Source organism: Amnibacterium setariae, from assembly GCF_003581425.1.
Classification (GTDB): domain Bacteria; phylum Actinomycetota; class Actinomycetes; order Actinomycetales; family Microbacteriaceae; genus Amnibacterium; species Amnibacterium setariae.
This window is the reverse complement of the sequence record NZ_QXTG01000002.1, coordinates 414200-437363: the sequence shown is the minus strand read 5'-3', so window position 1 is coordinate 437363 and position 23164 is coordinate 414200. Positions and strand designations below refer to the sequence as shown.

Below are 23164 nucleotides of genomic sequence, written 5' to 3'. Positions count from 1 at the left end.
GGACGCGGCTGCATCCGGGCCTCCTGTCTCCTCCCGCTACCGGCGGTTCAGCGACACCGTCGCGGTGCTCGTCGGGTGCTGCACCTTCGTCAGGTCGACCACGAGGAACTCGCCCGCGTCGACCTTCCCGTCGGGCCCGGTCTTCGGGGCGAGCGTGAAGGGCGCGGTGTCGCCCGTCGTGCCGGCGATGCCGAAGTCGCTGTCGTTCGAGACGATCAGCTTCCGGCCGCGGTCGGTCACCGCGACGCCCTCGATCTTGTCGTGGCCGAAGAACGCGCCCTGCGGGTTCAGCGAGGTGAGCAGCGCGCCGAGGTCGAGCCGCAGCGACTTCGCCGCCGGGGTGATCCCTGCCGCCGCGAGGCTCGCCGCGCCCTGCGCCGTCGTCGCCTTGCCGACCAGCGCCTCGAGCGACTTCCCGCCGACGGTCAGACCGAGCGTCGACGAGTAGGCGGCGCCGGCGACGGCCGCGCGCGGCCCGATGTCCGTCGCGTTGGCGATGTCGGCGACGTACAGGCGCTTGAACGCGCCGGGCTCGAACTCGCCGTCGCGCTCGTCGACGAGGAACCGGGTGGACGACAGCGCGGTGATCTCGCTGACGGCGCTGCTCGTGTCGCCCGGGTCCTGCAGCAGGTAGGGGTACTCGTGCGTCCGTTTGGTCTTCAGGTCGATCGTGACGATGCGGACGAGCGGGTTCTTGCCGGGCTTCGCGGTCGCGTCGGGCTGGGTCAAGGCCGATTGCATGATGCCGACGAGCGTCCGCCCGTCGGGCGTGACGGTGAGCCCCTCCATGCCCTTGTTCGGCGTGCGGTTCCCGAGCTCGGCGGGCAGCGTGCCCGCCTGCGGCGAGAAGCGCTCGAGCTCGCGGCCGTGCCGGTCGAAGTGCACGATGAACGGCCCGTACTCGTCGGAGACGTAGAAGGTCCCGTCGGGCATCGCGACGAGGCCCTCGCTGTCGAGGCCGTACCGCGAGGCGGGCAGGACGGCACCGTCGAGGTCGGTGATCGTCTCGTTCGTCGACGCGGCCGGGTTCACCTGCCCGTTCAGCCGGTGGCCGTCCTCCGCCCGCAGCGGGATGGTCTGCAGCAGCTCGGCCTTCCCGTTCCTCAGGCGGAAGCGGCCGATGGAGGGGGTGAAGTCCGGCAGCGGCTCGATCTTCGACCCGCCCGGGCCGTCGACGTTCGGGCCGCGGTCGGTCAGCCCGTAGACCTGGTCGGGGTGCCCCGGCACCGTCGCGACGGCCGACCCGAAGCCGGACCCGCCGATCTCGACGCCGCCGATGGTCGCGAGCGGCGGCTCGTCCTCGCTGTACACGCGGACGGCGTCGGAGGTCGTGTACGTGAAGGAGTCCCTCCTCGCGGTGCCGGTGGGCGAGTAGCGGAATCCGCCGTCGGCGCGCAGCGTCACGTCGCCCGACGTCGGCTGCGTCGAGTCGACGATCTGCCGGAACGCGGGGGAGTCGTTGCGGAGCACGCCGTGCCGGGCGGGAACCGTCGTCGGCGCCGAGGACGAGACGCGGTAGGCGTCGTTCCGGGCGCCGAAGGGCGACGCGTCGGCGCTGACGGCCGCCGCGGCCGTGAGCGTGCAGGCGGCGAGGACCGCCGCGATCGGGATCGAGGTGCGCATGGTGCTCCTTCGCGGGTCGTGACCGCCGGGACGGTAGGAGCGGGAGGCGACGGGCGTGTGACCCGCGGGTGAACGCGCGGATCTCGGGGAGCGCGGGCGTGTCGACCGGCGATCGCGCGCGGCGTCTTCCAGAGTGCTCGTGCCCCTCGTCCGGGGCACGTCGACGTCAGTGCTGCCGGAGTCCGGCCGCTGCCGGGCCCCGCACGCGCCAGAAGGAGCCCGCCCCCGTGTCCGAGCACGCCCGCCCCTGGTCCCGCCGAGCGCTCGAGGAGGGCGGCTTCACCGGCTTCGTCCCCGTCGGCCGCATCGCCGACGCGGAGGTGCCCGAGGCGCCCGGCGTCTACGCCGTGCTGCGGTCCGCCGACCCGGCGCCGCGCTTCGCCGAGACGAACCCGGCGGGCCGCTTCCGCAAGAAGGACCCGACGGTCGAGGTCGCCGTGCTCGAGAAGGCGTGGGTCGAGGAGCCGGAGGTGCTCTACGTCGCCTCCGCCGCCGACCTCCGGAAGCGCCTCGAGGAGCTGCGCCGCTTCGCCGCCGGCGAGCCGGTCGGGCACTGGGGCGGCCGGTACCTCTGGCAGCTCGAGGACCGGGACGCGCTGCTCGTCGCCTGGAACCCGACGCACGAGGACGCGGCCGTCGTCGAGACGCGCATGCTCGGCGACTTCAAGGACCGCTACCGGGCGCTGCCCTTCGCGAACCTGCGCCGCTGATGCGGCGCCGACCCGCGGGTCAGGCGTACAGCCCGGCGCCGTAGTTCTCGGGACGGTAGTAGTCGTCGAGCTGCTCGACGGTGCGCCCGTCCGGCTCGACCTGCTTCGCGACCACCGCGCGGCGCGGCACGAGGCCGTCCGGGTCCCACGTCGCCGGGTCCCACAGGCCGGACCGCATGAAGGCCTTCGCGCAGTGGAAGAAGAGCTCCTCGATCTCGACGACCACGGCGAGCACCGGGCGGTGGCCCTTGACGACGAGGTCGTCGAAGAAGGGCGCCTCCGCGACCAGGCGCGCGCGGCCGTTGATGCGGAGCGTGTCGCCGCGGCCCGGGATGAAGAAGTTCAGCCCGACGTGCCGGTTGACCAGGATGTTCCGGTAGCCGTCCGCGCGGCGGTTGCCGGGCCGCTCCGCGAGCGCGATCGTCCGGTCGTCGAGCACGTGGACGAGCTGCCCGGCCGGGTCGCCCTTGGGGGAGGCGTCGCAGCGGCCCTCCGCGTCGGCGGTGGCCATGATGCAGAACGGCGTGGCGGCGAGCCACTGCCGGTCCACCTCCACCAGCGCCGGTCGCGTCTTGTTCCGCGCCCGCGCGTTCGGCTCGCCGATCACCGCCACGAGCTGCTCGAGGCTGTCGATCCCGGTCCAGGTGTCGGTCGCGCTCACGACTCGACCGTAGGCCCGCCGTGCATCGGCGCGCGAACGCCCCGCCCCGGCTACGGTGCGCTCATGCGGCGGCGTCCCTGGCTCCCTCCTCTGGCCGGCGTCGTCTGCGGCGCGCTCGGGCTGCTGCCGTGGCTCGTGCACGGGATGCGCCTCCCGCTGCAGAACCTGTGGGCCACGCCGGTGACGCCCTCGACGTCGCCGGTGGTGCTGCTCCCGTTCGGCCAGTACGCGCTCGGCACGCTCGCCGCGCTCCTCGTGATCGGCGGCGCCGGGGGCGGGCTCGCCGCCCGGCTGCTGCCGGGGGAGCGGACGCGGCGGCGGGTCGTCGCGATCGCCGTCGGCGTCGTGCTCGTGCAGCTGGTCGCGGTGGTGCAGACGGCGGCGGTGGTGAACGGCGGGCTGCAGCGGCGCACGGAGTCGGCGGTCTACCTCGGCCTGCTCGTCGCCGGATCGCTGTTCTCGATCTTCGTCGGCGTCGCGGTGCTGCTGCTGCTCGCCGCTCGGCGTCCGGCCGCGGTGGTGGTCGGCACGGCGCTCGCGGCGGTACTGCTGCCGTCGTGGCTGAACGCGCTGGTCGTGGCGCCGACGTCCCTGTTCTCCGGACCCTCGTGGATCCTCGAGGTGCCGCGCTGGCTCGCGCCGATCGCCGTGGGCGTCGCGGTCGCGTGGAGCGGCGTCCGCACGCCCGGCCGCATCGCGGCGGCGGTCTTCGCCGCGGTCGCGCTCTGGGTCGGTCCCGCGCTGATCACCGCGGTGACGGCCGCGGCCGGCACCCGCGTCTACGCCCGCTACCCGGCGGAGATGCGGGACTTCGGCGTGGGCGTGTTCCAGCAGGCGCTCGCGGCGCCGGAGCTCGTCGTGCCGCCGCTGCTCGTCGCGGCCGCCATCGCCGTGGTGGGCATCGTCGCGCGCCGCAGCGCCCCGGCGACGCCGGCGGCGGACCGCTAGCCGTCGGCAGGATCGCCCTCCTCGAGGTCCCGGAGCGCATCCCGGGCCCGCTCGATCCGCCCTTCCAGCGGCTCCTCCCACCAGCGCGGCCCGCGCTCGCCGAGACCGTGCTTCGCGACGCCGACGCGTCGCCGCGCGGCGGCGACCGCGGCCTCGTCGCCGCGGCGCCCGGCCGCACCCACGGTCGCCCGGGCGGACCCGAGGTGCGACTGCAGCGCCGCGACGACGTCCTCCGGCAGATCCGGATCGGTCCGCCGCCACCGACGCCCGCGGACGACGAAGTAGTGCGGGTCCTCCGCCGCATCGTCCCGCCCGGGGTCGTCGGTCATCGCGCCACCCTTTCACCGGCGGCTCGTGTCCGGCCCAGGGAGGACTTAATCGCGCCCGCGCTGCGACCGGCGGAGTAGTCGAGGAGCATCCCCGCGCCGGACGCCCCGGCTGCCGCCCGCGACGACGCTGGACCCGATCGTCGGGACCGGCGGTCGGAGCGCGGAGGAGCGGTCATGGCAGGGGTCGGAGCGCGGCGGGGTCCCCGCCGCTGGTGGGTGCTGGGCGTGGTCGCGGTCGTCGTCGCCGGCGGGGCGGTCGCCTCCGGGGTCGTCATCGCCGACCGCGCGTCGGCGGCCGACCCGCCGCTGACGGCCGTCGCGCGCAGCACCGACGTCATCCGGTCCGTGAGCGGCACCGGCACCCTCGTCGACCAGTACACCTACGCGGTCGACGCGGACGGCACGGCGACCCTCACGGCCCGCGCCGGCGCGAGCACCGGCAGCACCGGAAGCAGCACGGGCGGCGCAGGCGGCACGGGCGGCACGGGCGGCGGCGGCGGCTCGGCGCAGGCGGGGGCGGGCTCGCTCACGGTCGACTCGGTGTCCGTCGAGCCCGGGCAGCGGCTCGACCGCGGCGACCGGATCGCGCGGGTCGAGCGCGCCGACGGCTCGCTGCACGACGTGGATGCGCCGGTCAGCGGGCACGTCCGGTCGGTGTCGACCGCGGCGCACGCGGACGCCGGCCGGCTCGTGACGATCGGCGCGGGACGGGTGCTGGCCGCGCTCGAGATCAGCGAGAACCAGATCGCCGAGGTCCGCTCCGGGCAGCGCGTCGCGATCACCCTGGCCGCGGGCACCGCCACGACGACCGGCGTCGTCGACGCGGTCGAGCAGGTGCCCGACGCGAGCAGCGGTGCCCTCCGCTACCCGGTGCTCGTGCGTCTCGACCGCATCCCGTCCGGCGCCCGCATCGGCATGACCGCCACCGGCGCGATCACCACCGCACACGCGGACGACGTCGTCGCCGTCCCGGCAGCCGCGATCGAGGGCGCGGGGCAGGACCTCCGCGTCCGGGTCGTGGACGGCGACGCCACGCGCGCGGTCCCGATCGAGATCGGCCTCGTCGGCGACACGGCCGTCGAGGTGCGGTCCGGCCCCCGCGCGGGGCAGCGCGTCGTCGTCGGCGCGTCCGGCGAGGTCGCGGCGACCACGCGGCGGCTCGGGCCACCGACCTCCGTCACCGGCGCCTCCCCGACGCTGGCCGCGACGGGAGGGTCGAAGTGACGGGCCCGGTCGTGCGCCTCACAGACGTGCGGCGCGAGTACGCGGTCGGCGACACGACGACGGTCGCCCTCGACGGGGTGAGCCTCTCGATCGAGCCGGGCGAGTTCGTGGCGATCGTCGGCCCCTCGGGGTCGGGCAAGTCGACGCTGATGAACCTCGTCGGCTGCCTCGACCGCCCGACGGCCGGCACCGTGGAGGTCGCGGGGGAGGACGTCGGCCGCCTCGGCGACGACGCCTTGACCCGGCTGCGCGGCGACGCGATCGGCTTCGTGTTCCAGCAGTTCCAGCTGCTGCCGCAGACGAGCGCGCTCGACAACGTGGCCGCGCCCCTCCTGTACCGCGGCGAGCGGGTGAAGACGGCGCGGGCGAAGGCGGCGGAGGTGCTCGCCGCGCTCGGGCTCGGCGACCGCCTCGAGCACGACCGGACGATGCTCTCCGGCGGCCAGCAGCAGCGGGTCGCGATCGCGCGGGCCGTCGTCACCGAGCCGGCGCTCGTGCTGGCGGACGAGCCGACCGGCGCCCTCGACTCCCGGTCCGGCGCGGCGGTGCTCGAGCTGCTCGAGTCGATGAACGCCGAGGGCCGCACGATCGTGCTGATCACGCACGACGCGTCGATCGCCGAGCGGGCGCACCGCCGGGTCGCGATCCGCGACGGGCGCCTGCTCGAGGCGAAGGTGGCGGCGTGAACCTCCGCACCACGGTCGCGCTGGCGCTCTCGCGCCTCGTCGCGGCCCGCACGCGTTCCCTCCTGACCATGCTCGGCGTGATCATCGGCGTCGCGTCGCTGCTCGCGCTGACCTCGATCGCGAGCGGCGCGACGAGCGGCATCACCGGCTCTCTGAACGCGCTGGGCGCGACGACGGTGACGGTGACCGGCAGCGGGCCGACCGCGCTCACGGAGGCGGACGCGGCGGCCCTGCGCGGCACGCCCGACGTGACCCGGGTCGCGACCACCGTCTCGGGCCGCGGCGACGTGGTCCACGACGGCGAGACCGAGCAGCTCTCGCTCGTCGGCGTCGATGCCGAGTACGAGGCCGTGCAGAAGCCGGCCCTGTCGGTCGGCCGATTCCTCCCGGGCTTCCCCGGCGGCGCCGAGGCGAGCACGGTCGTGCTCAGCACCGCGGCCGCGAACGCCCTGCACGTCACGGCCGAGGACGTCGGGCAGCCGCTCACGGTCGAGGGGCGCGTCTTCACGCTCGTCGGCGTGCTCGACGACGCGACCGGCTTCACCACGAGCGGCACGGCCTATGTGCCGATCGCGGCGGCCCGGGACCTGTTCGCGCAGACGCCGTACGTGACCTCGGTGCTGCTCGCGGCGACGAGCACGGACGCGGTCGACGGCGTGCAGGCGGACGCGGACGCGATCCTCCGCGCCCGCTACGGCCTCGGCCCGGACGACAGCGCGTCGTTCGCGATCACCAACCCGGCGTCGGTGATCAGCACGATCGGCACGGTGCAGAGCCTGCTGTCGCTGCTGCTCGGCGGCATCGCGTCGATCAGCGTGCTGGTCGGCGGCATCGGGATCATGAACATCATGCTCGTGTCGGTGCGCGAGCGGACCCGCGAGATCGGCGTCCGCCGCGCGATCGGCGCTCGGCGCGGCCAGATCCTGACGCAGTTCCTCGTGGAGGCGGTCGTGCTGTCCGTCGCGGGCGGCCTGATCGGGATCGTGGTCGGCATCGCGCTGTCCGCGGTCGTCGCGGCGATCGGCGGCTGGGCGCTGACCATCTCCCCGGTGACCGTGCTGCTCGCGGTGCTGTTCAGCGTGCTCGTCGGCGTCGTCTTCGGGGTCGTGCCGGCGCGCACCGCCTCCCGGCTGCAGGTGGTCGACGCGCTCCGCTTCGAGTGACCCGTCCCGACCAGCCCTCGAACACGGGCTGCCCCCGCCGGTGCGGCTCCTGCTCGAATGGTCTGGTGATCGCGAGAAGCCCGGCGTGAAGCGCTCCGCCATGGTCCTGCTCGGCCTGGTGGTCGTCGCGCTCGGCCTCGCCGCGAAGCAGCTGCCCGGTGTGGACGGCGGCCCGGCCGCGCCGATCGCCGGGCCGCAGGTGGCGGTCGGAGCGCCGAATCGCGGCTCGGAGTCCGTCGGCGTCGAGCTCGGACCGCTCGTCATCGAAGGCCGTGGCACGCGGACGACGAGCGTCGTGGGCGACGGCGGCACGGTCGTGCTCGCTGCGGGCTACGGCGTCCGCACCAGCGGGGCGGCTCCGGCGCTCCGGCTGTCGCTCGAGCGACGGGTCGGCTCGGGGAAGTGGGAGTCGACCTCGGCCCCGGTCCGCCAGGACGAGCACGGTCTCCACGTCTCGACCCCGCCGTGGTCCGCCTCCGGCGCAGCGCCGGCCACGACGATCGCGTACCGCATCGCGTCGGCGTCCTTCATCGACGCGGCCGGCGTCGCACCCGCCGTCCGGTCCAGGTCCGTCTCGGTGGTCTACGAGAACCAGGCCGCCTACACGGGACTGGCCGCGCAGATCTACCGGGACGCCGCCCCGTACTGCCCGACGACCGCGGTCCGGATCGCCGACCTCATGGGTGACGTGGCGGGCGACTACCAGCCCGGCACCTCCCTGATCCGCATCGACGCCGTCGTCGGCACCGGCGCGATGGCGCGACCCGAGATCGTCCGCAGCGTCGCGCTGCACGAGTGCTCGCACGAGCGGCAGTGGCTGAACTACGACGGGACGAACGAGGGCAGGAAGCGGATGCTGGCCGCTGCCGCGGCGCAGTTCTCCTCCTACGACCCGATGGGCGTCGGCGCGACGGGCCCCTCGGGGCCGCTGAAGTCGGACATCCGCCCGATCGAGCACGCGGCGGACTGCGGCGCGATGGCGCTCGAACCGCGGGGCTACCTCGGCTACGGCGGCTCGTGCTCGCCGACGCAGCTCGAGGCCGCGCGGCGACTGCTCACCGGCGGGCGCTACTGAGGCGGCGCGAGGACGTCAGCGCCGACCCGCGCGCTGCGCCCGACACCACCGGAGCGTGAGGAACGGCGGGATCAGGTACACGAAGATCCCGCCCAGCACGATGAACGCGAGCGCGAGCCAGATCGTCGTCCGTCGGGCGTCCGGGTCGGGCAGCACCTCGCTGAGCGCGGCGATCGCGAAGCCGACGCCCATCCAGAACACGCCGAGCAGCGTCGACCGGTCGCCGCCGGCGAGCGTCCGCATGGTGCGGCGATTCCCGACTGGTGCGGCTGCGATCGCAGCCGCACCAGTCGGCGATCACCGCACTAGAGGCGGTCGCTGCGGGTGAAGGCGACTGAGTCGTAGGGGCCGACCCGGATGCTCGCCGTACCGTTCGCGTTCACGCGGACGATCGGGCCGCTGCAGGTGCCGCCGCGCTTCACGCCGTGCACGACGTCGCAGTAGGTGCCGCGCGGCAGGCCCGTGCGCACCGTGACGGTCGTCGCCGCGGTCTCGTTGTTCGTGGCGAAGAAGCCGACGTTCCCGCGGCTGAACGCGATCAGGTTCGCGCCGTCGTCGTACCAGTTGCGCACCGGCGCCTGGCCGACGCGGTTGTGGAAGCCGACCATGCCCTTCACACCGCGGTCCTGCACCGTGCAGTTCCACGCGCTGCTCGCGCAGTCCGTGTCGGTGACGAACCCGTTCGCGTCCGAGGGCGGCGACTGGTTCGTGTCCGTGTCCCAGGTGAAGCCCGAGTACACCTGCGGCGTCCCGTACGGGTACGCGAGCATGAAGTGCGTCGCGATCAGGTTGTTCGGGTCCTTGTAGTTGAGGCTCGACCCGTTCCGCTCCGTGTCGTGGTTCTGCACGAACACCAGCTCGTTCGCGCTCGGCAGCAGGCCGGAGGCCTCCCCGAACACGGCGAGCGACCCGATGTTCCCGTCGTTCCGCGGCTTCTGCCCGTCGTCGTACGACTTGAACGCGTTGAAGAGCGCGGTCGTGTAGTCGAAGCCGAGCACCTGCCCGAGGCCCGTGTAGGCGGCGGGGGAGATGCGGCCGGGGCTGCCGGCGCCGACCTCGAGGGCGAAGTACGGACGCGTGCCGTCGACGGTGCGGCGCAGCCTCGACTGGATCGCGGCGAGGTCGGTCTGCGAGACGTGCTTCGCCGCATCGACCCGGAACCCGGAGACGCCGTAGGAGAGCAGCTTGTTCAGGTACCCCGCGAGCTTCGCCCGCACCGCCGGCGAGCCGGTGTTCAGGTCGGAGAGGCCGACGAGCTCGCAGTTCCAGACCTGCCGGTAGTCGTTGAAGTCGCGGATGCTGCCCATCCGGTCGCTCGACCCGGAGGCGGGCGGCACGGGGCAGCTCGTCGGGTGGCGGTGGAAGTCGCTCGGCGCGTACAGGCCCGGGTACGAGTACTTCGTGTGGCTGCGGCCGCCGTAGGAGGTGGTGCCCTGGCCGGTCATGTGGTTGATGACCGCGTCGACGTAGACCTTCACGCCCGCGGCGCGGCAGGTCTTCACCATCGCCGTGAACTGGGCCTCGGTGCCCATCCGGCTCGTGAGCGCGTAGCTCACCGGCTGGTACACCTCCCACCACGGGTGGAGCACGGCGTCGCTGCCGTTGCCGAGCTCGGTGCGCTTCGTCGAGTCCTGCGGCGGTGCGACCTGCACGCCCGCGTACCCGGCGGGCCCGAGCTGGGTCGTGCACTCCTTCGCGACGCTCGGCCAGTTCCACTCGAACAGGTTCGCGAGCACGGGGGTCGCGCTGCTGCGGCTCGGCCTGTCGGGCGTCGCGGTCGCGGGCAGCACGAGCGAGGTCGTGAGCGCGCCGGAGGCGAGCGCGGCGACCCCGGCCATGGCGAGCCGGGTTCGACGTCGACGCCAGAACGGCTTCGGCGGGCGGGTGGGTTCCATCGGTCCTCCTCCTCATCGAGGACGGAGCCGACGGACGTCGTGGGTGTCGGCTCCGTTGCTGACGGGGCCGACCGTAGGAGCGGGCGCGAGCGCCGCGCCAGGGCTCTCAGCGCTTGCGCAGCCGAGAGCCCGCGGCGGTCACTCGGTCGGCGGATCGACCCGTTCGGGCTGGCCCTCGGGCTGGTGCGAGGATGCTGAGGTGGACGCCGTGCTCGGCTTCGGGTCGCCGGACACGTCCTCGAGCACCTCGGCGAGCAGGCCGTCGGTGTCCGACTTGAGCTTCGCGAGCAGCGGCTTCTGGTCGCCGCGCTCCTGCGTCTCCGCGAGCCGTACGCCGCGCTCGATCCGGTCGGCCCGCGCGACGTAGCTGCCGGCGTCCACGGACGCGTCGGCGCGCTGGGCGTCGAGGGCGACCTCGCGGATGATGTCGAGCGTGCCGCGGATCTTCGCGGCGTCGCCGCGCTTCTTCTGCACGTCGCTCAGACGGTTCGGCAGGTCCTCGATCCGCTTCCGGAACCACTCGGGGACCTTCGGGTTGTCCGAGACGAACTTGGTCACCACGGTCAGCGCGGCGACGGCCTTCGGTCCGTACTTGAGGACCAGGGGCCACGCCTTCGTGACGAGGGACAGCACCGTTCCGACGGGACTCGCCATCTTCGACTCCTCAGCTCAGTCCATCGCTCGCTCGGGGGAGCGGCGTCCTCACATCGTGGCGGTCCGCCCTGCACGACTCCTGCCGATGTCGTCGGACCTCGTCGCCGCTCGTCAGTCCTCGTCGGATCGGAGGCGCAGCACCAGCCGGAGGACCGAGACGATCGCCGCCGGCAGATCCTCCTCCCCGACGCCGTCGAACGGCGGGTCGAGCCGACGCTCGGGCGGCACGACCTCGGTGATGCGTCGCAGCACGCCGGCGGGCAGGTCGAAGTCCGTCATCGAGGCGAGGACGTGGCGCAGCTCGTCCGCGGCGGCGGCATCCAGGTCGGGCAGGAGGCGGAGGGGGAGGTCGAGGAGGCCTCGCGCCTCGCCCTCGTCGAACGACGGCGCGACCACCTCGTTGTAGAGGAGGAGGTCGACCGCGGTCGGGCCGGTCCGGGTCTCCCCGTCCAGGACGGGCAGGGCGGCGATGCGCCGGGCGAGTTGGAGCGCCCGTTCGGCATCGCCCGTGTCGAGCGCCTCGATCGCCTTCTCGGCGAGGTTGTCGCCCGCCGCGAGCCACGTCTCGAGGTCGGCGTTCCGCTGCTCGCCGTCGGTGCGCCGGGCAGCACCGAGGGGACGGCTCGCATCCTGCTCGCGCTCCTTCCGCAGCTCGGCGAAGTCGTCGTCGGAGAAGCGCGCCATGCCTCGACCGTAGGGCGCGACGACACGCCTGCGATGCACGATGCAGTCAGGCCACTTCCTCAGCCGCGTGCGGGGCCGACCCGTCGGTGTCAGAGGTGATCGATGGCGTAGTTCGCCTGGGAGGCCGTGAACTGCGCGCCGTATTTGCTCGTCAGCTGGTCGTAGAGCTCCGCATCCGACATGTGGAAGAGCCGGTCGTACGATTTCGCCGCGGCGAGCGCCTCTTTGTTGTAATTCACCTTGACGTGGCGCAACGCGTACTTCGCCTGCTTCTCGGTGAACTGCGAGCCGTGCTTGCTGACGAGCTGGTCGTGAAGTCCGGCCTTGCTGATGTCGAGCACTCGGACGTACGACTTCGCAGCGCCGAGCGCCTCACGATTCCAGTTCGCCTTCACGTGGTTCGCGCCGTACCGCGCGGCCTTCGCGGAGAAGCGGCCGCCGTAACGGCTGTGCAGCTGGTCGTAGAGCCCGGCCTTGCTGATGTCGAGGACGCGGACGTAGGACTTCGCCTGTGCCAACGCATTGCGGTACGACCTCGGAACTGCGGCTTCTGCAGGAGCGGCCGCCCCGACGACGAGGCCGAGGGTGAGAAGGGTGGCGGCAGCGAGGCTCGCGGATGATCTGCGCATGGCGGCTTTCCATTCGGGTGGACGAGCCGCAGGCGGGTGGACTGCAAAAGGACTCGCGGCCAGGACGATAGCGAATCTGCTCGTCGCGAGCGATGGTCGATTCGCTCGAATCAGACGTTGAAGTCGGGAAGTCAGAACGGGGTGACGTCCGACTCGTCGACCGTCCGGATCCGCATGCCGATCTTCATCTTCTGCACGCCGCCCCACTTGTTCCGCCAGTGCGGGGTGCCGCCGGCGTCGACCACGACGTCCGCGAACCCCGCGTCCTTCGCCTGATGGCTCGGGCGGCACAGGATCTGCAGGTTCTCGTGCCGGGTCCTGCCGTCGTGCTCGAACCGTTCGACGTGGTCGATGTCGGCTCGGTGGGCGGGGAGCCCGCAGCCGCATCCGCAGGTCGGCTGCCGCAGGTGCAGCAGCTTCTTCAGCCCGGAGGGGATGTACCGCTCGTGCGAGTCGAACTTCAGGATCGCGTCGTCGACCGGGTCGGTGATCGCCCGGGTCCAGGTCGCGGTGTGGGCGATCAACGTGCGAGCGGTCTCGGCGTCGACGGTGCCCATGCCGGCGACCCGGGCGGGCGCGTCGCCCGAACCGGTCGCCGTGTCCGCCGGGATCACCACGAGGATCGTCGCGTCGATGAGCTTCCGCGTGATATCGGCGGTCTCGCCGAGGCGCTCGAAGGGGTAGGACGGCCCGCCCTCCTCCGGCCTGCGCATCGAGCCGGTGAGGATCGCGTCGATCGCCCCGTCGACCATCAGTGCGCCGAGGGTGCGGCACTCGCCCTCCCGCCCGTGCGCGGCGACGGCGTGCTTGCGGATCCGGTCGTAGGCCGCGGCGACGTCGGCGGCGGTCGAGTGGATCTCGAGCACCGCCTGGCCGTCGCGCGTCGCACGGGCCCGGACGGAGCGGCGGTTGGTCGCCTCCGTGTGGCGCTCGGTGGTCAGCTCCGGCTCGAGCTCGTCGCGGAGGTCGCTCAGCTCCCGCTCGACGGCCGTCGTGCGCTCGGACTGCACGAGCTCGGCGGCCCTCGTGTCGAACCGGTCGAAGTGCTCCGGCGGCAGCCCGATCGCCTCGGTGCCCGCGACGACCGCGGCCTCCTCGGACGCGAGGCCGCCGAGGAACACGGCCCAGGTCTTCGGCAGGTGGTCGCGCAGCATCCGGGCCGCGTCGAGCCGCTTCTGCACGTTCGACCGCGTGACCCGCAGCTCGTTCGCCTGGTGGAGATAGAAGCCGGTGACGACCGGATCGTCGCCGCTCGGCATCGTGCCGGTCTGCTCCTGCTCCTCGAGCAGCATCGCGTCCATGCCCGCGAGCATCAGGTGCAGGCGCACCGCGGCTGCGGCGTTCGCCGCGCGGTCCGCGTGCTGCAGCGTCCGGGTGAAGAACTCCTCGCGCGCGTCGAGCGCCGCGAGCCGGTCGATCGGGTCAGTGGGCGGCGGGGGACCGTCCAAATCAGTGGGTTCTGACATGCTTTCATCGAATCACGGGGCACCGACAGACCTTCGAACGCGCGTTCGAGGCCGCATCGGTGCCGCGATCGCGTTCGGCCGGCACTGCAGCTCGGGTCAGGCGAAGGCGCTCACGGGCGCGATCTGCAGCTGCGAGGCCGCGTACCCGCCGATGTAGAGGGTGCCGCTCGCGGCGTCGAGATCCATCGAGATCGGCTGCTGCACGGTCGGGAGCGTGCCAGTGACCGTGGGGTGCCCGTTCCGATCGACCGACAGTCGCACGATGCGATTCGTATTCGCGAGGGCGGCGTAGATCGTGCGAGCTTCGGGGTCCGCGAGGATCCAGAACGCCCGGCCCGGCACCGCCGCACGACCGAGCCGACGCGGTGCGCCCGCCAGGTCGTAGGTGAGCACCGCGTTGCCGCGGACGTCGCACACCGCGACTCGCGCGTCACCGATCAACGTCACGTGACTCGGGCCCTCGCCCGCGGGCAGGGCGGCGAGGAGCCGCAGCGTCGTCGCGTCGTAGACGAAGAGCGTGGCGGTCGCGACGTCCACCACGGCGACGCGGCCGTCGGTCGCGGTGATGCCGCCGGGCTGCACCGGCTCCGGCAGGTCGGCGACCCGACGCCCGTCCCGCAGCACCCGCACCGCGTGGCCGTACTCCTGCGCGACGAACGTCGTGTCGCCGACGACGACGGCCTGGTGCGGCTGACGCTTCGTCGCGGAGGAGCGGACGACGTCCAGGGACGGCAGCGCGAGCTCGTACAGCGTCGCCTTGTCCTCCGCGGGCAGCAGCAGCGGCCCGGTCGTGGAGACGAGGTCGATCATCCGCGCGGAGCCCGGCACCGCGACCTTCTGCACCGCGTTGGTGCGGAGGTGGACGACGACGAAGGCGTCCTGATGTCGTGCCGCGAGATAGACCCGCCCGACGAAGGGGGCGACCGCGACGCCCCACGGACGCGTCCCGGCCGGGAGCGCGACGACCCGCCCGGCGGGGGTCCGCGTCGGGATCGGGGCCGAACCGGGCTCGGCCGCTCCGGTGATCGGCCGGCCCCCGTAGCCGGTGCGGGCGGGGGAGGGTTTCTTCGCTGGCGGCGTCGCCGTGCACGCGGCGAGCGTCGTCGCGAGCACCCCGGTGCCGCCGAGCAGCAACGCCGCCCGGCGAGCGATTCCCGGGGTCGAAGAGGTGTGTGCGACCATCGCGACCTCCGATCGGCTCGGAGCGGTCAGCGTAGGGTCCGCTCCGGCAGCGGACCGCGCGGTTGCGCGAACGGGCCGTCGATGCACCTGCGACGCCGCAGGAGCCCCGATCCGCGTCGGCGCGAGCGGGCCCGGTCAGTCCTTCTCGAGGTCCGGGTACTTCTTCTCGACGTTCTTCCGGACCTCGCGCTGCTCCGCCTCGGAGCCGTTGGCCGACACCCGCGAGAGCGCGTTGCGGGCGTGCGTCTCGTCCTCGATCGGGTACTTCCGCTTCTCCGGCTCCGCGAAGTCGCCGTCCTTCAGCTTCTTCCGGTCCTCGTCGCTCAGCTTCGCCATCGTCCTGCCTCCTGCGCGCACGGTAGGCGCGGTGGCTCGGAGTCGCATCGGGAGGCACTCGAGGAACCCGGAGGCGGGAGGGAGTGCGTTGCAGAGCAGCCTTTGGCATCGCTGGTGCGCTGGTACAGGCCACGGTGCACGGGCCGACGCCGCTGCTCAGCGCCCGAGCGAGAGCACGAACGGGATCGCGCTGAGCGCGGCGACGGTGCAGCCGACCGCGATCGAGGCAGCGCGACGCAGCAGCGCCGCGCGTCGCTGGGTGCGGGGGTCGACGAGGACGAGGGCAGGGGAGGAGGGCATGAGACGCCTTGGGGGGAGGCGGAGACCTGGATCGGGTGGTCCAGACCCCTGCACGGTCCTCCGCGCGAGCCACGAGGGCCAGCCCCCGAACGAGGGCGCGCCCCTCGGCCTCACGCCCCGGCGCCGCCGTCGACCGCGAGGATCGCGCCCGTCACGAAGGAGGCGCGGTCGCTGAGCAGCCAGGCGGCCGCCTCCGCGACCTCCGAGGGCTCGCCCATCCGCCCGAGCGGCGTGGTCGCCGTGATGCGGTCGACGACGCCCGGGGTCTGCGCCTCCCAGGCGTCGATCATCTCGGTGCGGGTGCCACCCGGGGTGATGCCGTTGACCCGGATGCCGGCCGGGCCCCACGTCGCGGCCGCGGTCTCGGTCAGGCTGTTCAGCGCCCGCTTCATCGCGCCGTAGGCCGGGAGGGCGGGGTTCGCGCGGCGGCTGCCGATGCTCGACGTGTTCACGATCGCGCCGCCGCCGGTTCGCAGCATCGCCTCCGCCTCCGCCTGCATCGCGATCCACTGCCCGCGGAAGTTGACCCGGTACACGTGGTCCATCTCGTCGACCGGGGTGCCGCCGAGGGGCCCGGGCTGCTGGATCGCGGCGCCGTTGTTGAAGGCGACGTCGAGCCGGCCGTGCAGCTCGAGCACGCGGTCGATCGCCGAACGGACCGAGTCCGGGTCGGCGAGGTCGAGGCGCACCCACGCGGCGTCGCCACCCTCCGCCCGGATCGCGTTGGTCGCGGCCTCGAGCTCGGTCTCGCTGCGGGAGGCGAGCACGACCCGTGCGCCCTCCCGGGCGAAGAGGTGCCCGGCGGCCGCGCCGATGCCGCGCCCGCCGCCGGTGATGAGCGCGACCTTGCCCTCGAGCAGGCCGGTCGTGGTGGAGGTGATGTTCGTCATGCCCTTCAGCGTTCGCGGGTGTCGTCGGCGCAGGCAGGCATCGGCGGTACCTGGCTGCGGTGCGCGACGCGCGCAGACTGGAGGCATGGACAGGCAGGAGCTCGGGCTGTTCCTCCGCAGCCGCCGCGAACGCATCGCGCCGGCGGAGATCGGGATGGCCTCCGGTAGTCGTCGCCGCACGCCGGGCCTGCGGCGGGAGGAGGTGGCGACCCTCGCGCACATCTCCGGCGAGTACTACGTGCGGCTCGAGCAGGGGCGCGCGCCGCGGCCGTCCGTCGAGGTGCTCGCCGCGCTCGGCCGCGCGCTGCGGCTGAACGACGCCGAGGTCGACCACCTGCACCACCTCGCGGGCACCCCGCCCGCCCTGCCCGACCGGATGCGGACCGACGTGCGGCCGAGCGTGCAGCAGCTGATCGACCGCCTCCCGTCGACCGCGGCATTCGTCACCTCCGCCGCCTACGACGTGCTCGCCTGGAACGACCTCGCCGCCGCGCTGATGGTCGGGCTGACGGACGCCGACCCGCGCGAGCGGAACATCGCCCGGCGGGCGTTCCTCGGCGCGGGCGACAGCCTGTTCCGCGTCTCGGATCGCGACGAGTTCCGCCGGAACGCGGTGCTGCAGCTGCGCGCCACTGCCGCCCGGTACCCGAGCGATCCCGCCGTGCAGGGCCTGATCCGCGAGCTGCAGCGGGGCAGCGAGGAGTTCGCGGCGCTGTGGGTGGCGCATGACGTCGACCCGGTGCCCGTCATCACGAAGACGTTCGACCACCCGCTCGTCGGTCCGGTCACGGTCGACTGCTCGGTGCTCGACGTGGCCGACCGCGACCAGCGGGTGATCCTCTACACGGCGGCGCCGGGCAGCCCCGACGCGCAGGCGCTCGAGCTGCTCGCCGTGCTCGGCACCGAGCGGATGGACGTCGCGCGGTAGGGGAGCGGTCAGCCGAACGCAGCGCGTACCCGCTCCCACTCCACCGCGTCGAGCGGCAGCAAGGAGCCGTGCTTCGTGTTCGGCGGCACCTGGAACTCGCTGGCGTCGAGCGGGGTCCACCGGCCCGAGAGCGGGTCGTCGGAGGCGTAGGCGACGAAGCCCTGCGGCATGCGGTCGTACTGGTCGAGCCAGAGCAGCCACCGGTGGCGAAGGGGGTCCTCGACGAGCATCGCGCCCTCCACGTGCTCGTGGCGGTCGGTGCCGATGCGGGAGGCGACGAGCGACCAGCCGTCCGCCGTCTCGACCTCCTGGAACACGCCGAGCGAGCTCGGCCCCGGCTCCTCCTTCGCGAACCGCACGCGGCGGCCGTCGATCTCGTAGACGCGGGCGTCGATGACGGGCCGGCCGCGGTCAAGCACGACGACCGGCTCGATGAAGGTGCGGAAGTCGCGGGTCCGCGCCTCGAGGATCACGCTGTACCCGGCGCCGCGGTGCCCGGGGTCGTCCTCGGCGTAGAGCGCGGAGGACCAGGACACCCGGTACTCGCCGTCCACGGGCGACCAGCGTGCCTCCGGCGCCCACGCCATGCCCGCGGTCGGCGGCGCGACCTCGACGAGCTCCGGAGTTGACCAGGACACGAGGTCGGGGGAGCGCCAGACGAGGAGGGAGCGGCTGCCGTTCCGCGTCCACTCGTCCCAGCGGTGCGGCCCGGCGCCCCACACCCGCAGGTCGGTGGCGAGGATCACGAACCCGTCCTCGCCGCGAACGACGAACGGGTCGCGGGCGCCGGTCGTGCCGATCCGCGACTCGAGCATCGGCCGGCCGCCGTTGGCTCGCGTCCATCGCGTCGGGTCCGCGCCGTCGCTCAGCGAGAAGAAGACCTGCTCGCCGTGGCCCTCCGGGTCCTCGACGAAGTGGACGAGGAGGTGACCCGCGGGGGAGGACATGTGACCAGGGTGCCCCGATCGTCCCGGGCGCGACCCGCGGACGGTCGGACACCCGCACTACGGTCGCGCCATGGGCTTCGACATCCTCGCGATCGAACCGGCCGTGGTGACCGACGAGGAGTTCCCGGCCTGGTGGGACCGCCAGTCCGCGTGGTCGGAGCAGCGCGACTACAACGACCCGGCGGGCGCAACGCCCGCGATCCAGCTCTTCATGGCGGACCTGGCGGAGACGTTCCCGCCGATGAACGGGCCGCTCCGGCCGAGCGAGGAGCGCCTGGAGGCGGACCCGGAGCTCGACGACCGCCTGTCCGACTACTCGATCGGCCGGCAGTTCGTCTTCGCGGACTTCGGCTTCTCCGTCGACGCGGACGAGAACGACGAGCTCGCGGAGCGGCGCTTCATGCAGCTCGCCTACCGCCACGGCCTCGCGATCGTCCTCACCACGGGCGACCGGACAATCCTCCGGCCCGATCGCGACCCGCTGCCCGACTGGGTTTTAGATCCGCACGGCTGAGCCGTCGACTGGCAGCGGTGACCGAAGCCGACCTAGTGGCCAGCCGGACCTTCCTGCAGTTCCTCGGGGCTCGGAAGGTAGACGAGCTTCCCGTCGGCGTCGTACGTGGTGCTGCCCTTCGCGTCGCGGAAGAGCACCGGGATGCTGCCCGTCTCGTACTGCAGGAGGCGAGGAGCAGGCGCCGGCTCGCCGGACGCGCGCAGCGCCTCGGCCTCGGCGCGGAAGTGCGTGCGGACGTCCTCAGCGGCGCGGTGGTTCAGGTGCCAGTTGTCCGTGTAGGCGGGCAGGTTGCCGTAGCGCTGCCGGAGGTAGTGCCGGATGCGCTTCTGATCGATGCCGAGCTCACGCTCGAGGTCCGCCGGGGTGGTGTCGTCCGCCACGAGCGCGAGTGTATTGGCGCGGTGCGACGCTCGAACCGTCAGGTGCGGCTGGAGTGCGGGCTGAACGAGCGATGAACGAGTTCGTTGCGGGGTCACAACTCGGACCTGCGACACGCGACGGCGCGTCCTGACGAACGCGAAATGGTCCCGCATCATCTCCGGGACCTCGGACAGGTTCGGTGCAGGCGCAGCGACCCGTCCTCCGCCGCTCGCCGCGACGACACCGACGTGATCGGGCGAGACCGCCTTCAGCGAGGAGAACCGATGACCAACGAGACGATCACCCCGACCGACGATGCGGCGGAGGTCGAGGTCACGACCCTCGAGACCGAGATCGCCGACGACGACGCGCAGGCCGAGATCGCGGAGGCGGTGTCCGCCCGCCACTCGATCGCTCGCAAGCACGTGCTCCGCCTTCGACGTCGGGACCCGGAGGCGTCGCCCGCGGAGATCGTCCAGGCGCTGGAGCGTCAGTACACGGCGGCGATCACCGCAGCCGGCACCGCGATCGCGGTCGGTGGTTTCGCCGCGACGGTCGGCATCTCGCTCATCCCGCTCGGGGGTGCGGCCGCGGCCGGCGCGAAGGCCGCCGGGCACAAGGCGGCGTCCGCGGCGGCGAAGGCGACCTTCAAGAAGGCGAGCAAGGACCTCGCGCTCGGCGCCGCGAAGACCGGCGCCGGCCGCGTCGCCGCTCTCCTGCCGGCGGATGAGCAGCAGCTGCAGTTCGAGATCACCGCGATCTTCGGGCTCGCGCTGGCCGACATCCACCGCATCGAGTACGACCGCGACCAGGCGAAGGCGCTCGTCTACGGCCTCACCAACGAGCGGGTGAGCCAGCAGCAGATCGCTCAGATGGCGGCGGACGTCGCGAGCGCCTCGCCAGAGGCGACTGCCTCCGCGGCCGGCGGTGCGCAGTGGGCGTCGACGCTCGCGGAGGCCCTTCCCGGGGGCGCCGCGCAGAGCCTGGTGCGGACGATGCAGACGGGGCAGCTCGACGCGATGCGGGACAGCATGGGCGGCAAGCAGCAGGCGGCGGTGGACTACGGCGTCCGCGCCGTCACTGGAGGCGTGACCCGATTCGTCTTCGGACGGGACGTCGTGAAGTCGGCCCGGACGGCGTTCCCTCCCGCTCCGGAGGAGTTCCCCGCGCATCTCGCCGTCCCCCTGGGGGACGAGGAGGACGACGAGCCCAACCGTGCGATCGCGGCGCTGGAGAACGCGGCCAGGACCACCGGTGGCCGCATCGTGGATGCCGCGGGGACTGCGACGCGCGTGTTCCGCAGCGTGGATCTCGACGGCGACGGGATCCCGGACGAGGCGCAGGCACTGACGTTCGTCAAGGGCGCGGGCGGAGCGGTCGCCGGCGCGGCGGGCGCGGTCGGCGGTCGCGTCGGCGGGCTCTTCAAGCGCGGCAAGCGGAGCGAAGACGAGTCGGCAGCAGAGGCGCTCGAGCCCGACGTGCTGGGGCAGATCGCGAAGCTGGCGGCCCTCAAGGACCAGGGCGTCCTGACCGAGGACGAGTTCGCCGCGAAGAAGGCCGAGCTCCTGGCTCGCTTGTGAGTCGGAAGCCCGCGGAGATAGGCAGGCGCAGGTGACCGAGTGCAAGCACGGCTTCCGGCAGGACGAATGCGGCGACTGCTCGGGTAGCGCCGCGCAGTCGATCCGCGCGGGAGGAGGCGGCGCGACGAGCGGGAACAGCTTCGCGCTCATCTACGCGCCGCTCCTCCGCCGGATACCTTCCTGCATCTCAACCGCCAGGCGGACCGCTGGAAGATCCGCGAGTATCGCTCACCACATGAGCCGGCCGTCGTCCTGGCTCAGTCCGCACCGTCAGCGTCGTCGCCGGTGGCGGATCTCGCTTCCATCGGATGGCTGCACGAGATCGCGTATCCGCACTCCCGGACGCCGGAGGGTGTCACGGTCGAGGACTCGCGCTACTGGTTCGATGCGATCGAGCGGGCCAATGCCCAGTACAGGGAGACGAGGTCCGCTCTCCCTCGGGCCTGACTCGGCCTCGCCGGGCGGCCCGTGATTCTCAAGGCCGCGGAAGTACCGAGCTGGCTTCGTTCTCGTGGCGAACGTCAGGCACTCCGTCTCGACGACAAGGTCGTTGCGAAGCCGATGGCTCGTCGGCAGCACCCAGGCGTCGCAGGCGAGGGAGGTGATGTCGCGCCGGATAACGAAGAGGTTGATCATCGCCCCGAGGCCTCCTCGAGTTCGGGTCGTCCGAGCAGACGGACGATGCGCTCCACGATGACTTCCGTCGTCTCATGCTCCCAAAAACGCGCCGAGATCCACCCCGCTTCTTGGAGCAGGCCGTCGGTCTCGCGGTCACGTGCTCGATTGCGCGTCACCTTGTCGGCCCAGAAGCTGGCGTTGGTCTTGGCCGCCGTGTAGTGGACCGGACATCCGTGCCAGAAGCAGCCGTCGATGAAGACGGCGACGCGCTGGCGCGGGAACGCAATGTCGATGGTGCGCCGGGTCGATCCCGGCACCTTGCGCTGCAATCGGTAGCGCAGCCCGCGTGCGTGCAGGGCACGCCGGACGCGCAGCTCGAGCTGCGTGTCTCTGCCGCGGTTGCTCTTCATCGACCGCCGGACGCCATCGCTCGAGGCCCAGGACACGGGCCGATCGTACGAACGTGCGGCGACGCCCGCGTGCCGGCTGGGTGACGTCAGAGCCCCCCAATAGGTTCCATCATGTGGGTGGTGCTCCGATCCGAACGCTGGACCTCTTCGCCGGAGCTGGAGGCCTTACAGCCGGATTCCACGCCGCTTCGCCGCGGATCGAGACCGCCATCGCAGTGGAGTGGGACCTTGCCGCGGCTGCGTCGTTCGAGGCCAACTTCGGCGAGGGAACAGCCTGGGGTGGGAGCATCCAGAGTTGGCTAGCCGAGGCCGAAATGCCGACGGGCGTCGACATCGTGATCGGAGGCCCGCCGTGCCAAGGATTTTCAACCCTTGGCAAGCAGGACGCCGAGGATGAGCGCAACTACCTGTGGCTAAAGTATGCCGAGACGATTCGTCGTGTCCGGCCCAAGTACTTCGTTGTGGAAAATGTCGCAGCGTTCGCCAAGTCTGCCCAATTTCAGGACTTTACCGCCGCTGTACAGCCTGGCGGCTTGCTTGAGGATTACGACTTTGATTGGCGCATTCTCAATGCGGCAGATTACGGGGCAGCGCAAGCACGCAAGCGAGCCGTGTTGATCGGGCATCACCGCGATCTGCCCGCGCCGGGGTTCCCGGAGCCATCGCATATCGGTCGACATCGCACAGTGTGGGACGCCCTCCAGGGGGAGCGAAAGGTCCCGTTCGAGACGATCGACGAGCGAGGTCTTCAGCCTCGACTCACGGAGTACGGCGGCCGCGTCTTCGAGGGGGCGTTCTCGGGAATCGAGCTGCACACGGGTCGGAACTACACGCCGCTATCACTGAAGCGCTTTGCGGCGATCCCGGTCGGCGGGAACCGATTCGACCTGCCGCGTCACCTGGAGGCGCGCTGCTGGCGCGACCACCGTCGAGGCTCGGCGGACGTCATGGGGCGGCTCCACTGGGACAAGCCGTCCGTGACGATTCGGACCGAGTTCTTTAAGCCCGAGAAGGGGCGTTACCTGCACCCGGAGGCGATGAGGGCGATCACCCACTGGGAAGCGGCGATCCTCCAAGGGTTTCCGGACGACTATCGATTCATTGGTACGAGAACCGCGATCGCGAAGCAGATCGGCAACGCCGTGCCGATCCCACTTGGACGAGCGATCGCAACTCAGCTTCTCGACGCACTAGATCACCCAGACCATTCGTTCAGCGTCGCTTCCGCGGATCGGGCACCTCAGCTCGCCCTCTTCTGAGCCCCTCTCCGCGTGCGGAACCTCCTCCGTCGAGCGGCCGCCGCAGATCGGCGTCCTTGAGTTTGGTCTGCGCCAGCCGATGGCGGCGCGCCG

At 72.4% G+C, this 23164-nt stretch carries 26 protein-coding genes; 10 read left to right on the top strand and 16 right to left on the bottom strand.

What is annotated here, in order from left to right:
• Nucleotides 1–36: 36 nt before the first annotated feature.
• On the bottom strand, nt 37–1623 hold the full coding sequence (locus D1781_RS10085; RefSeq protein WP_119482181.1) for an esterase-like activity of phytase family protein: 1587 nt from the start codon (nt 1621–1623) through the stop codon (nt 37–39).
• A gap of 227 nt (nt 1624–1850) precedes the next feature.
• On the opposite strand from D1781_RS10085, the gene D1781_RS10080 reads away from it, so the two are divergent.
• The gene (locus D1781_RS10080; protein ID WP_119482180.1) at nt 1851–2333 is read left to right on the top strand and encodes a hypothetical protein; all 483 of its coding nucleotides are present in this window, start codon (nt 1851–1853) and stop codon (nt 2331–2333) included.
• Between the two features lie 19 nt (nt 2334–2352).
• Here D1781_RS10080 and D1781_RS10075 read toward each other — a convergent pair whose 3' ends face one another.
• Entirely contained in the window at nt 2353–2994 is a 642-nt protein-coding gene (locus D1781_RS10075) for an MSMEG_1061 family FMN-dependent PPOX-type flavoprotein (protein ID WP_199706554.1), read from the bottom strand.
• A gap of 63 nt (nt 2995–3057) precedes the next feature.
• Here D1781_RS10075 and D1781_RS10070 point away from each other — a divergent pair, with 63 nt between their 5' ends.
• Entirely contained in the window at nt 3058–3942 is an 885-nt protein-coding gene (locus D1781_RS10070) for a hypothetical protein (RefSeq protein ID WP_119482179.1), read from the top strand.
• On the opposite strand, the gene D1781_RS10065 is transcribed toward D1781_RS10070, so the two are convergent.
• The gene (locus D1781_RS10065) at nt 3939–4271 is read right to left on the bottom strand and encodes a biopolymer transporter Tol (protein ID WP_119482178.1); all 333 of its coding nucleotides are present in this window, start codon (nt 4269–4271) and stop codon (nt 3939–3941) included. The genes D1781_RS10070 and D1781_RS10065 overlap by 4 nt on opposite strands.
• Before the next feature lie 174 nt (nt 4272–4445).
• Between D1781_RS10065 and D1781_RS10060 the strand changes: the two genes are divergently transcribed.
• The 4 genes from D1781_RS10060 to D1781_RS10045 all read left to right on the top strand — a co-directional run bounded on the left by D1781_RS10060 (nt 4446) and on the right by D1781_RS10045 (nt 8419).
• Nucleotides 4446–5495, top strand: coding sequence for an HlyD family efflux transporter periplasmic adaptor subunit (locus D1781_RS10060; protein WP_147392069.1), 1050 nt, complete (start codon nt 4446–4448; stop codon nt 5493–5495).
• A gap of 11 nt (nt 5496–5506) precedes the next feature.
• Entirely contained in the window at nt 5507–6181 is a 675-nt protein-coding gene (locus tag D1781_RS10055) for an ABC transporter ATP-binding protein (protein ID WP_233551245.1), read from the top strand.
• The gene (locus D1781_RS10050; RefSeq protein WP_119482175.1) at nt 6178–7344 is read left to right on the top strand and encodes an ABC transporter permease; all 1167 of its coding nucleotides are present in this window, start codon (nt 6178–6180) and stop codon (nt 7342–7344) included. Before D1781_RS10055 ends, D1781_RS10050 begins: the two co-directional genes overlap by 4 nt.
• An 85-nt stretch (nt 7345–7429) precedes the next feature.
• Nucleotides 7430–8419: a hypothetical protein gene (locus D1781_RS10045; RefSeq protein ID WP_119482174.1), complete on the top strand. Its 990-nt coding sequence runs from the start codon at nt 7430–7432 to the stop codon at nt 8417–8419.
• Between the two features lie 15 nt (nt 8420–8434).
• Here D1781_RS10045 and D1781_RS10040 read toward each other — a convergent pair whose 3' ends face one another.
• The 10 genes from D1781_RS10040 to D1781_RS10000 all read right to left on the bottom strand — a co-directional run bounded on the left by D1781_RS10040 (nt 8435) and on the right by D1781_RS10000 (nt 16455).
• Nucleotides 8435–8662, bottom strand: a complete 228-nt coding sequence (locus tag D1781_RS10040) for a hypothetical protein (RefSeq protein ID WP_119482173.1) — start codon at nt 8660–8662, stop codon at nt 8435–8437.
• Nucleotides 8663–8724: 62 nt separating this feature from the next.
• Nucleotides 8725–10314 (bottom strand): alpha-amylase, encoded by a 1590-nt coding sequence (locus D1781_RS10035; RefSeq protein ID WP_199706552.1) that lies wholly within the window; start codon nt 10312–10314, stop codon nt 8725–8727.
• A gap of 138 nt (nt 10315–10452) precedes the next feature.
• Complete coding sequence (locus tag D1781_RS10030) at nt 10453–10968, bottom strand: hypothetical protein (protein WP_119482171.1); 516 nt, start codon at nt 10966–10968, stop codon at nt 10453–10455.
• Nucleotides 10969–11079: 111 nt separating this feature from the next.
• Entirely contained in the window at nt 11080–11652 is a 573-nt protein-coding gene (locus D1781_RS10025; protein ID WP_119482170.1) for a hypothetical protein, read from the bottom strand.
• An 89-nt stretch (nt 11653–11741) separates the two neighbouring features.
• Complete coding sequence (locus tag D1781_RS17560; protein WP_158590062.1) at nt 11742–12170, bottom strand: Ltp family lipoprotein; 429 nt, start codon at nt 12168–12170, stop codon at nt 11742–11744.
• Nucleotides 12171–12412: 242 nt separating this feature from the next.
• Nucleotides 12413–13747 carry an HNH endonuclease gene (locus tag D1781_RS10015; RefSeq protein ID WP_119482168.1) on the bottom strand — a complete coding sequence of 445 codons (1335 nt, stop codon included), beginning with the start codon at nt 13745–13747 and terminating at the stop codon, nt 12413–12415.
• A 96-nt stretch (nt 13748–13843) separates the two neighbouring features.
• On the bottom strand, nt 13844–14929 hold the full coding sequence (locus D1781_RS10010; RefSeq protein ID WP_147392068.1) for a YncE family protein: 1086 nt from the start codon (nt 14927–14929) through the stop codon (nt 13844–13846).
• A gap of 135 nt (nt 14930–15064) precedes the next feature.
• Nucleotides 15065–15265 (bottom strand): DUF6582 domain-containing protein, encoded by a 201-nt coding sequence (locus tag D1781_RS10005; RefSeq protein WP_119482166.1) that lies wholly within the window; start codon nt 15263–15265, stop codon nt 15065–15067.
• Nucleotides 15266–15421: 156 nt separating this feature from the next.
• A complete protein-coding gene (locus D1781_RS17555) occupies nt 15422–15565 on the bottom strand; it encodes a hypothetical protein (RefSeq protein WP_158590061.1) in 144 nt (47 codons plus the stop codon).
• A gap of 110 nt (nt 15566–15675) precedes the next feature.
• The gene (locus D1781_RS10000; protein WP_119482165.1) at nt 15676–16455 is read right to left on the bottom strand and encodes an SDR family NAD(P)-dependent oxidoreductase; all 780 of its coding nucleotides are present in this window, start codon (nt 16453–16455) and stop codon (nt 15676–15678) included.
• An 85-nt stretch (nt 16456–16540) separates the two neighbouring features.
• Here D1781_RS10000 and D1781_RS09995 point away from each other — a divergent pair, with 85 nt between their 5' ends.
• The gene (locus D1781_RS09995) at nt 16541–17383 is read left to right on the top strand and encodes a helix-turn-helix transcriptional regulator (protein WP_119482164.1); all 843 of its coding nucleotides are present in this window, start codon (nt 16541–16543) and stop codon (nt 17381–17383) included.
• 8 nt (nt 17384–17391) lie between these two features.
• On the opposite strand, the gene D1781_RS09990 is transcribed toward D1781_RS09995, so the two are convergent.
• Complete coding sequence (locus D1781_RS09990; protein WP_119482163.1) at nt 17392–18330, bottom strand: glycoside hydrolase family 43 protein; 939 nt, start codon at nt 18328–18330, stop codon at nt 17392–17394.
• A 70-nt stretch (nt 18331–18400) separates the two neighbouring features.
• Between D1781_RS09990 and D1781_RS09985 the strand changes: the two genes are divergently transcribed.
• Nucleotides 18401–18844, top strand: coding sequence for a hypothetical protein (locus tag D1781_RS09985; protein WP_119482162.1), 444 nt, complete (start codon nt 18401–18403; stop codon nt 18842–18844).
• Between the two features lie 32 nt (nt 18845–18876).
• Here D1781_RS09985 and D1781_RS09980 read toward each other — a convergent pair whose 3' ends face one another.
• The gene (locus tag D1781_RS09980; RefSeq protein WP_119482161.1) at nt 18877–19224 is read right to left on the bottom strand and encodes a hypothetical protein; all 348 of its coding nucleotides are present in this window, start codon (nt 19222–19224) and stop codon (nt 18877–18879) included.
• 264 nt (nt 19225–19488) lie between these two features.
• Here D1781_RS09980 and D1781_RS17910 point away from each other — a divergent pair, with 264 nt between their 5' ends.
• Entirely contained in the window at nt 19489–20784 is a 1296-nt protein-coding gene (locus D1781_RS17910) for an SHOCT domain-containing protein (protein WP_119482160.1), read from the top strand.
• 632 nt (nt 20785–21416) lie between these two features.
• Here the strand turns inward: D1781_RS17910 and D1781_RS09970 are convergent.
• Nucleotides 21417–21848, bottom strand: a complete 432-nt coding sequence (locus D1781_RS09970) for a very short patch repair endonuclease (RefSeq protein WP_233551243.1) — start codon at nt 21846–21848, stop codon at nt 21417–21419.
• Nucleotides 21849–21925: 77 nt separating this feature from the next.
• Here D1781_RS09970 and D1781_RS09965 point away from each other — a divergent pair, with 77 nt between their 5' ends.
• On the top strand, nt 21926–23071 hold the full coding sequence (locus D1781_RS09965; RefSeq protein WP_119482159.1) for a DNA cytosine methyltransferase: 1146 nt from the start codon (nt 21926–21928) through the stop codon (nt 23069–23071).
• The last annotated feature ends 93 nt before the right edge of the window (nt 23072–23164 follow it).

What these genes read in the sequence shown, in the direction of transcription:
- D1781_RS10010 (WP_147392068.1), bottom strand. Translation starts at nt 14,929, where the DNA reads ATGGTCGCACACACCTCTTCGACCCCGGGAATCGCTCGCCGGGCGGCG.
- D1781_RS10065 (WP_119482178.1), bottom strand. Translation starts at nt 4,271, where the DNA reads ATGACCGACGACCCCGGGCGGGACGATGCGGCGGAGGACCCGCACTAC.
- D1781_RS09990 (WP_119482163.1), bottom strand. Translation starts at nt 18,330, where the DNA reads ATGTCCTCCCCCGCGGGTCACCTCCTCGTCCACTTCGTCGAGGACCCG.
- D1781_RS17555 (WP_158590061.1), bottom strand. Translation starts at nt 15,565, where the DNA reads ATGCCCTCCTCCCCTGCCCTCGTCCTCGTCGACCCCCGCACCCAGCGA.
- D1781_RS10030 (WP_119482171.1), bottom strand. Translation starts at nt 10,968, where the DNA reads ATGGCGAGTCCCGTCGGAACGGTGCTGTCCCTCGTCACGAAGGCGTGG.
- D1781_RS10070 (WP_119482179.1), top strand. Translation starts at nt 3,058, where the DNA reads ATGCGGCGGCGTCCCTGGCTCCCTCCTCTGGCCGGCGTCGTCTGCGGC.
- D1781_RS09985 (WP_119482162.1), top strand. Translation starts at nt 18,401, where the DNA reads ATGGGCTTCGACATCCTCGCGATCGAACCGGCCGTGGTGACCGACGAG.
- D1781_RS10015 (WP_119482168.1), bottom strand. Translation starts at nt 13,747, where the DNA reads ATGTCAGAACCCACTGATTTGGACGGTCCCCCGCCGCCCACTGACCCG.
- D1781_RS10000 (WP_119482165.1), bottom strand. Translation starts at nt 16,455, where the DNA reads ATGACGAACATCACCTCCACCACGACCGGCCTGCTCGAGGGCAAGGTC.
- D1781_RS10060 (WP_147392069.1), top strand. Translation starts at nt 4,446, where the DNA reads ATGGCAGGGGTCGGAGCGCGGCGGGGTCCCCGCCGCTGGTGGGTGCTG.
- D1781_RS10040 (WP_119482173.1), bottom strand. Translation starts at nt 8,662, where the DNA reads ATGCGGACGCTCGCCGGCGGCGACCGGTCGACGCTGCTCGGCGTGTTC.
- D1781_RS10085 (WP_119482181.1), bottom strand. Translation starts at nt 1,623, where the DNA reads ATGCGCACCTCGATCCCGATCGCGGCGGTCCTCGCCGCCTGCACGCTC.
- D1781_RS17910 (WP_119482160.1), top strand. Translation starts at nt 19,489, where the DNA reads ATGACCAACGAGACGATCACCCCGACCGACGATGCGGCGGAGGTCGAG.
- D1781_RS10025 (WP_119482170.1), bottom strand. Translation starts at nt 11,652, where the DNA reads ATGGCGCGCTTCTCCGACGACGACTTCGCCGAGCTGCGGAAGGAGCGC.
- D1781_RS10035 (WP_199706552.1), bottom strand. Translation starts at nt 10,314, where the DNA reads ATGGAACCCACCCGCCCGCCGAAGCCGTTCTGGCGTCGACGTCGAACC.
- D1781_RS10005 (WP_119482166.1), bottom strand. Translation starts at nt 15,265, where the DNA reads ATGGCGAAGCTGAGCGACGAGGACCGGAAGAAGCTGAAGGACGGCGAC.
- D1781_RS09995 (WP_119482164.1), top strand. Translation starts at nt 16,541, where the DNA reads ATGGACAGGCAGGAGCTCGGGCTGTTCCTCCGCAGCCGCCGCGAACGC.